The sequence below is a fragment of the Mycobacterium sp. TH-M11 genome (assembly GCF_057473725.1).
Genome location: NZ_JBYCLD010000117.1, coordinates 1 through 8,367, shown reverse-complemented (window position 1 = coordinate 8,367; position 8,367 = coordinate 1). Strand labels below are relative to the sequence as shown.

The following is an 8,367-nucleotide window of genomic DNA, read 5'->3' as shown; positions in this document are numbered from 1 at the left end:
GCGAAATACAAGTCTGAGCCCTGGGCCCGGCTCGGGGTGAACGTCGACCACGACTTCGAGCCGCTCTACATCATCAGCCCGGACAAGAAGAGCACCGTCACCGAACTCAAGGGCCTGCTCAAAGACGTCGACGAGCTCTACCTGGCCACAGACGGCGACCGTGAGGGCGAAGCAATCGCCTGGCACCTGCTGGAGACCCTCAAGCCGCGCATTCCGATCAAGCGCATGGTTTTCCACGAGATCACCGAGCAGGCGATCCTGGAAGCCGCCGCCAACCCGCGCGACCTGGACATCGATTTGGTCGACGCCCAGGAGACCCGGCGCATCCTGGACCGGCTGTACGGCTACGAGGTCAGCCCGGTGCTGTGGAAGAAGGTGGCGCCCAAGCTGTCCGCGGGCCGCGTGCAATCGGTGGCCACCCGCATCATCGTCCAGCGCGAACGCGACCGGATGGCATTCCGCAGCGCCGCCTACTGGGATGTGGTGGCCGAACTGGACGCCAGCGTCTCCGACCCCAAGGCGCAGCCACCGCGATTCAACGCCCGGCTGACCATGGTCGACGGCCTGCGGGTGGCCGCCGGCCGTGACTTCGACTCGCTGGGCACCGTGCGCAAGCCCGACGAGGTGACCGTGCTCGACGAGGCGGTCGCGGTGTCGCTGGCTACCGGCCTGCGTGGGCAGCAGCTGAGCGTCGGGTCGGTCGAGGAAAAGCCCTACACCCGTCGTCCGTACCCGCCGTTCATGACCTCGACGCTGCAGCAGGAGGCCGGTCGCAAGCTGCGGTTCTCCGCCGAGCGCACGATGAGCATCGCCCAGCGGCTTTACGAAAACGGCTACATCACCTACATGCGTACCGACTCGACGACGTTGTCGCAGTCGGCGATCAACGCCGCCCGCACGCAGGCCCGTCAGCTCTACGGCGAGGAGTACGTCTACCCCTCGGCCCGCCAGTACACCCGCAAGGTCAAGAACGCGCAGGAAGCCCACGAGGCCATCCGGCCGGCCGGGGAAACCTTCGCCACCCCGGACGGGGTGCGGCGCGAACTCGACGGCGACGAGTTCCGGCTCTACGAGCTGATCTGGCAGCGCACGGTCGCCTCCCAGATGGCCGACGCGCGGGGCACCACGCTGAGCCTGCGGATCAACGGCGAGTCCGACGGTCGGCAGGTTCAGTTCAGCGCCAGCGGTCGCACCCTGACCTTCCCAGGGTTCCTCAAGGCCTACGTCGAAACCGTCGACGATCAGGCCGGCGGTGAGGCCGACGACGCCGAGAGCCGGCTGCCGCAGCTGACCCAGGGCCAGCGGGTGGATGCCACCGAGCTGACCCCGGACAGCCACTCGACCAACCCGCCGGCCCGCTACACCGAGGCGTCGCTGATCAAGGCGCTGGAAGAACTCGGCATCGGGCGGCCGTCGACGTACTCCTCGATCATCAAGACCATCCAGGACCGCGGCTACGTCCACAAGAAGGGCAGCGCGCTGGTCCCGTCCTGGGTCGCGTTCGCCGTCACGGGTTTGCTGGAGCAGCATTTCGGGCGTCTGGTCGACTACGGATTCACCGCCGCCATGGAAGATGAACTCGATGCGATCGCCTCGGGAACCGAGCGGCGCACCAACTGGCTGAACAACTTCTATTTCGGCGGCGATCACGGTGTGGCCGACTCGATCGCCCGCTCCGGTGGACTGAAGAAGCTGGTCGGTGTCAACCTCGAAGGCATCGATGCCCGAGAAGTCAACTCCATCAAGCTTTTCGACGACGCCGAAGGTCGCGCCGTCAACGTCCGGGTCGGCCGGAATGGGCCGTATCTCGAACGCATGGTCGTCGGCGACGACGGTGAACCGACACCGCAACGGGCCAACCTGCACGACTCGCTGACGCCCGACGAGCTGACCGTCGATGTCGCCGAGGAGCTGTTCGCGACGCCGCAGGAAGGCCGCTCGCTTGGGGTGGACCCCGAGTCCGGGCACGAGATCGTCGCCAAGGACGGCCGGTACGGCCCGTATGTCACCGAAGTCCTGCCCAAGCCCGACGACGACGGTACCGCGGGTCAGCCGGCCAAGAAGGGCAAGAAGCCGACCGGCCCGAAGCCGCGGACCGGGTCGCTGCTGCGCAGCATGGACCTGCAGACCGTGACGCTCGAGGACGCGCTCAAGCTGCTGTCGCTGCCGCGGGTGGTCGGCATCGACCCTGAATCGAAAGAGGAAATCACCGCGCAGAACGGCCGCTACGGTCCATACCTCAAGCGCGGCACGGACTCTCGCTCGCTGGCCACCGAAGATCAGATCTTCGAGGTCACCCTCGAAGAGGCGTTGAAGCTTTACGCCGAACCCAAGCGGCGCGGACGCCAAGGTGCTGCGGCACCGCCGCTGCGGGAATTGGGTAACGACCCGACGTCCGGCCAGCCGATGGTGATCAAGGACGGCCGATTCGGCCCCTATGTCACCGACGGTGAGACCAACGCGAGCCTGCGCAAGGGCGACGACGTCTTGTCCATCACCGACGCGCGCGCCTCCGAACTCCTGGCCGACAGACGTGCACGAGGGCCGGTGAAGAAGACTGCGGCGAAGAAGGCCGCGAAGAAAACTCCGGCCAAGAAGACGGTCGCCAAGAAGAGTCCGGCCCAAAAGACGGGCGCCAAAAAGGCCGCCAAGCGCGGCTGAGGATCGGCCGTTTTCGGCGGGTTCGGTCTGCCGGGCGCAGTCCTGAGCAAAGTTTTTCCCGGTTTTTGAAATCAACTAGTGATTCTCAGTCACTTCTCAGGTATAGTTGCGCTCCAACGCGTCGTGCGACCAGCACCTGCGCCCTGAAGGAGAGCCATGAGACCGGCCGTCCGATACTGCATCACCGCTGGTGTTGCCCTCGGCGGTGTCAGCATTCTCATCGCAGCCCCGTCGTCGCCCCCGCTGCGTGACGTCGAGGTGCCCGCGATGCAGCTCTCCAACAACGCACACGAGAACCCCGACGCGAACGCCCCGTCTATCGCCGACCTATTGCAAACCATGGGCGTCCCAGAAAGCCCCGTCGTCGTGCAAAACATCATCGAGTCCGACTCCGGAGTGGTGCAGGGCGCTCCGCCGTCGAGCATTCCCGGCCTCAGCGACCTGCTGAACCTGGGGAACGACCCGGTAGGCACCCCGGACCCGAGGGGGCGGCCCTTCATCGACATCGGGCCGTTGCTGCCCAGCGATCTCACGCTCGCCCCCAACGGCCGCTAGCCGCGGGCTTCTTCGCTGATCACTTCTTCCGGCGCCGCAAGGTAAAGAGGTCTGGCCAACTGAGTCGGTGCGATGCGTCCGCGTAGCGCCACCACCTCGCCCACATCCCAGCACAGCGCTTCGGCATCCAGGGCGCCGCTGACTGCGACCGCCGAGGCCAACACATGGCCTTCCTCGAGCTTGGCCAACTCGGTGAGCCGCGCCGCCTCGTTGACCGGGTCGCCGATCACGGTGTACTCGAAGCGGGCCAACGCGCCGATGTGTCCGGCGATCGCGCGGCCCGACGACACCCCGATGCCGAACTCCGCGGATCCGATCACCGGCAGCAACTCGTCGTGTAGCTCGCGGGCGGCCGCCAGCGCACCGCCGGAGGCGTCCGGATGCTCGATCGGGGCCCCGAAGATCGCCAGTGCGGCGTCACCCTGGAACTTGTTGACGAATCCACCGTGCCGCCCGACGGTGTCCACCACCACGCGGAAGAACTCGTTGAGCAAGCTGACCACCTCGGCCGGGGGCCGGGTCGACGCCAGCTTGGTCGATCCGACCAGGTCGACGAACAGCACCGCGACATCACGCTCCTGTCCACCCAGTTCGGTGCCGCGCTCCAGCGCCCGGCGGGCGACGTCTTCGCCCACGTAGCGGCCGAACAGGTCGCGCAGCCGTTGCCGCTCGGACAGATCGCGGACCATGTCGTTGAAGCCGGCCTGCAACAGACCCAGCTCGCTGGCGTCGTAGATCTGCATGTGCGCGTTGTAATTGCCGCGCTGCACCTCGCCGAGGGCCCAGCGCAGTTGGCGCAGCGGGTCGGCGATCGACATCGCCACCAACAGCGTGCTGGCGAATCCGATGCCCAACGCCAACAGCGCCAACAGCAGAATCGGATTCAACAGCTTCTCCGGCGGCCCGTGCAAGTACTCCGCCTTGTCTGCCACCACCGCCAGCACGATTGCCAGCACTGGCACGCCGGTAGACAGTGACCAGGCCAACATCTGGCGTCCGATCACTCCGGAGGCGCGGATGTTCTCCGGCAGCCCGCCACGCAGGGCGGCTACCGCGACCGGACGCAGCACGCGTTCGGACTGCAGGTAGCCGATGATGGCGGTGGCGGTGGCGCCCAGGCCGGTCGCGACCGCCACCACCGGCGCCGCGTGATGGGACACCGGCCAACTGGCGACGATGAAGATCACGCCGCCGACCAGCCAGGACGCCAGGTTGATCACCGTGCGGTGGAATGGTGTTCGCAGTGCTCGGCTGCGCGCCAACTCGGTCGCGGCCGGGTCGGGGTCGGCCAGCAGTGAGTCGCGCCGCTGCCACCGGAACACCGGCATCAAAAGGCGCGCGCTGATCGCGGTTCCGAGCGCAAACAGCACCACGATCGACCCGACGAACGTGGCCAGGTTGACTGCGGGCAGCTTCTGCAACTCGATGCGGTCTTCGGGCGGCAGCCCGTAGCGAAGGAAGCCCAGTACCAACAGCGCGCCGATGATGTCGGCCTGCAATTGGCTCAGCGTGAACACTGGCCACGGCGTACGGACAAACCATTGCACGAACCCCCGGATTCGTCCCGGTAGTGCCCCTGCCACGCTCACCTGCCCACCGTATCGGTCGGCGGGGACCTAAAAGTAGCCAAAACGGCAGTATGCGGTGGCCGATCGGGCGGGAGCGTCACCGGCGACCACTACTCTTGCCGGTGATGTCACGGGTATTTGCGCGGCTAGTGGGCCAGGAGTCGGTCGAAACTGAACTGGTGGCCGCCGCGTCCGCCGCACGCGGTGATTCGACTCACAGCGCCGCCATGACGCACGCCTGGCTGATCACCGGCCCGCCCGGCTCGGGTCGCTCGGTGGCCGCGCTGTGCTTTGCCGCGGCCCTACAGTGCACGTCAGAAGGTTTGCCTGGCTGTGGCGAGTGCCGGTCCTGCACGACGGCGATGGCCGGCACGCACGGTGATGTGCGTCGCGTCATCCCCGAGGGGTTGTCCATTGGCGTCGACGAGATGCGCGCGATCGTCCAGGTCGCGTCGCGGCGACCTAGCACCGGCCGCTGGCAGATCGTCGTGGTCGAGGACGCCGACCGACTGACCGAGGGCGCGGCGAACGCGCTGCTGAAGGTGGTCGAGGAGCCACCGCCGTCCACGGTGTTTCTGCTGTGTGCGCCGTCGGTGGATCCCGAGGACATCGCGATCACGCTGCGGTCCCGCTGCCGGCATATCGCGCTGGTGACGCCGTCGCCGGATGCCATCGCCCAGGTTCTGATCGACAGCGACGGGCTGTCGGCGCAGACCGCAGGCTGGGCGGCTTCGGTGAGCGGCGGGCACGTGGGGCGGGCGCGGCGGTTGGCCACCGACCCGGAGGCGCGCGAGCGGCGGTTGCAGGCGCTGGGTCTGGCCCGCGACGCGGCGACCCGATCCAAGGCATTTGCTGCGGCCGAGGCGCTGGTGTCTGCTGCCGAGGCCGAAGCGGCGGTGCTGACGGCCGGCCGCGACGAGGCCGAGACCGAGGAGTTGCGCACGGCGCTGGGAGCCGGCGGCACCGGCAAGGGCACCGCGGGCGCCCTGCGTGGTTCGGCCGGCGCGATCAAAGACCTTGAGCGACGGCAGAAGTCGCGTCACACCCGAGCCTCGCGTGACGCGCTGGACCGTGCGCTGATCGACCTGGCGACGTATTTCCGGGACGCGCTGCTGGTCGCCGCGAGCGCACCGGGCACGCGGGCCAATCACCCTGACATGGCCGAGCAGATCGCGGCAATGGCCGCCCACGTTCCGGCTGATCGACTGCTGCGCTGCATCGAAGCGGTGCTGGAATGCCGGGAGGCGCTGGCGATCAACGTCAAACCCAAGTTCGCCGTCGATGCGATGGTCGCCACCATCGGTCAGGCGCTGCGCGACTGAACTTGGGCGCTCACCAAGCCCTGCCGTAGACTCATCCCGCCCGTCGGGGCACGCCACCTTAGCTCAGTCGGTAGAGCGGCTCACTCGTAATGAGCAGGTCAGGAGTTCGATTCTCCTAGGTGGCTCCATTTGGCGGCGCGCGTCTTCCGTCGCGACCGTGCGTGTTTGTACGCCGACGCGCCGCGAGCACCGTCATGCTGCGCACGCTCGCCCCTCACCGCGGCATGACATATCCGACCGGTCCGGCGGCGATACACACGCTCAATGCGGCCGTGTTGGCCCGGACCCGGATGGCGTTGCCCGCGCCGGGCAGTCGCACGAACACGCGGTTGAGTCCCGGATGCACCGGCACCCGGCTGATAGGCCCGTCGGACAGTGCCAGTGACATCGATCCGTCGCTGTTGGCCAGATAGTTGATCTCGGCCGCCCAGTCCGCCGGCAGCAGGGGGCCGTCGAGTCCGATCTCGATCGGATGGTCGGGCTGCACCAGATAGCCGCATTGCGGAACTGGGCCGGGTGTCATCGCGCGCACCCAGGTCACCTGCGCATCAACCAGCCGGCCGTGAGTATCGAGAGTTCGCAATTGCGTTGTCGTCAAGCCGAATTCGGGGCGATCGCGGATGAGCGCGAACAGGTGGCTGGCCAGGTTATCGGGCCAGGCCACCCGGCCGAGCACTAGCGGGTCGACCTCCTGGTCGAGCAGCGGCGCATCGGAAGTCGCGTGCGCGGCGGCTAGATCGCTGCGGGCATTCATCATGTAGGGCTGAGCGGGGTTGTCTCGCCAGGACGTCAGGAACGTCGCCGTCGAGTACAGGCTGCTCGCCACGAACGCCGCCGCCGCCCCAACCGCAATGGCATTGCGCGGCAATGACGCATCCAGTCCGCGTGACGACGGGCGGTTGGGCGCGCAGAACCCGACCGCGGCCAGCAGCGCCAGCACCACGACGAGATCGGGTAAGTAGCGCAAGGTTTGAGCCAGCTCCAGCGCAGTGAAGCGCGATGAGCGCATCAGATAGATCGGCACCTGGCAGGCGACCACGTAACCGGCGGCGGTCAGCCACACCGGCACGATGCGTCGTTTGCGAACCAGCGAAAGTGCCAGCATCGCGGCCAATGCCAGCCATCCGAGTGCCATGACTGATGGCGGCGGAGTGGCCCACGGCGAGGCGGGCGCCCACCGGCCCCACTGCCACGGGCCGCCGACCAGGCCGGGGACAATGCCGTGAGTGATGGAGCGGCGCAACAGATCCCACGTCATCGCCAGGTCCGAACTCCACCGGCGCTGGTTCACCACCGCCAGATACACCGCGATCCATCCAGCGGTCAGCCCCAGCGACGCCGTCCACAATCGCAGTCCGCCGCGCCACGTCGCCGAAACCGCCGATCGATCACCTGCTACGTGACGCAGCAATGCCGTCACCGCGAACGCGACGAACGGGATCACCGCGGCCTTTTCGAAGAACAGCAGCCCGCCCAGATAGACCAGCCCACCGGTGAGTGCGTAGCGCTGATTGCCGGTGCGGACCAACAGGATCGCGTCGGCGCAGACCCAGGCCAGCGCGGCCAGCATCGGCAGCGAATTCAGGGCCGCCGACCACCAGGCGAAGCCGGGCACGCCGAGCGGGGTGAACAGCGCGAAGGTCAGCGGTACCAGCAGCACCGGCCGCCAGCCCAGGATCACCCGTAGCGCCCGCAGCAGGGCCAGCGAGGCCAGCAGTTGCAGCACCACCAGGCTGACGGCTGGACCGACCCAGTTCAGCGGCGTTAGTCGGGTGATGGCGCCGGAGACCAGGAATGCGGCCGGCATGACGTGGCCGTCGTGGTCGTCGAACAGAAACGACGGCGACAGCAGCGAGTGCGTGCCGGCCCGGCTGACCAGAATGAAATCGTCCCAGTAGAAGTAGCCGCGAAACGCCAATACCCCGCGGATCACCAGTTGCACTGCGACGAGCGTCACAGCGGCCAATGCGACGTTCGGTGGCCGGCGGGCCCGTCGGTATGGTGGGCCGGTGCGCGCACTGGTCACCGGGGCTGCCGGGTTCATCGGGTCGACGCTAGTCGACCGGTTGCTGAACGACGGGCACACCGTCCTCGGCCTGGACAACTATGCCTCCGGGCGGGCCACCAACCTCGAGCACTTGGCCGAGACCGCCGGGTTCACCTTCGTCGAGGCCGACATCGTCACCGCCGATCTGGCGGCGATCTTCGGCGCGCACCGGCCTGAGGTGGTGTTCCACCTGGCCGCCCAAATCGACGTCCGG

The 8,367-nt window shown here is 67.6% G+C and carries 6 protein-coding genes and 1 tRNA gene; 5 read left to right on the top strand and 2 right to left on the bottom strand.

Annotation, left to right across the window (positions count from 1 at the left end):
- Together topA and AC2VOG_RS05030 are read left to right on the top strand one after the other, a co-directional pair.
- The coding region (topA, locus tag AC2VOG_RS05035) for a type I DNA topoisomerase (protein WP_486938821.1) at nucleotides 1-2,661 on the top strand (2,661 nt) is incomplete at its 5' end.
- A gap of 156 nt (nucleotides 2,662-2,817) precedes the next feature.
- The gene (locus AC2VOG_RS05030) at nucleotides 2,818-3,216 is read left to right on the top strand and encodes a hypothetical protein (RefSeq protein WP_486938820.1); all 399 of its coding nucleotides are present in this window, start codon (nucleotides 2,818-2,820) and stop codon (nucleotides 3,214-3,216) included.
- On the opposite strand, the gene AC2VOG_RS05025 is transcribed toward AC2VOG_RS05030, so the two are convergent.
- Entirely contained in the window at nucleotides 3,213-4,805 is a 1,593-nt protein-coding gene (locus AC2VOG_RS05025) for an adenylate/guanylate cyclase domain-containing protein (protein ID WP_486938819.1), read from the bottom strand. The genes AC2VOG_RS05030 and AC2VOG_RS05025 overlap by 4 nt on opposite strands.
- A gap of 104 nt (nucleotides 4,806-4,909) precedes the next feature.
- Between AC2VOG_RS05025 and AC2VOG_RS05020 the strand changes: the two genes are divergently transcribed.
- Nucleotides 4,910-6,106 (top strand): DNA polymerase III subunit delta', encoded by a 1,197-nt coding sequence (locus AC2VOG_RS05020; protein WP_486938818.1) that lies wholly within the window; start codon nucleotides 4,910-4,912, stop codon nucleotides 6,104-6,106.
- Nucleotides 6,107-6,158: 52 nt separating this feature from the next.
- Nucleotides 6,159-6,234 (top strand) — tRNA-Thr (locus tag AC2VOG_RS05015).
- Nucleotides 6,235-6,320: 86 nt separating this feature from the next.
- Here AC2VOG_RS05015 and AC2VOG_RS05010 read toward each other — a convergent pair.
- A complete protein-coding gene (locus AC2VOG_RS05010) occupies nucleotides 6,321-8,150 on the bottom strand; it encodes a hypothetical protein (RefSeq protein ID WP_486938817.1) in 1,830 nt (609 codons plus the stop codon).
- On the opposite strand from AC2VOG_RS05010, the gene AC2VOG_RS05005 reads away from it, so the two are divergent.
- On the top strand, nucleotides 8,116-8,367 hold a 252-nt coding region (locus tag AC2VOG_RS05005; protein ID WP_486938816.1), incomplete at its 3' end, for an NAD-dependent epimerase/dehydratase family protein. The two genes, AC2VOG_RS05010 and AC2VOG_RS05005, sit on opposite strands and share 35 nt — an antisense overlap.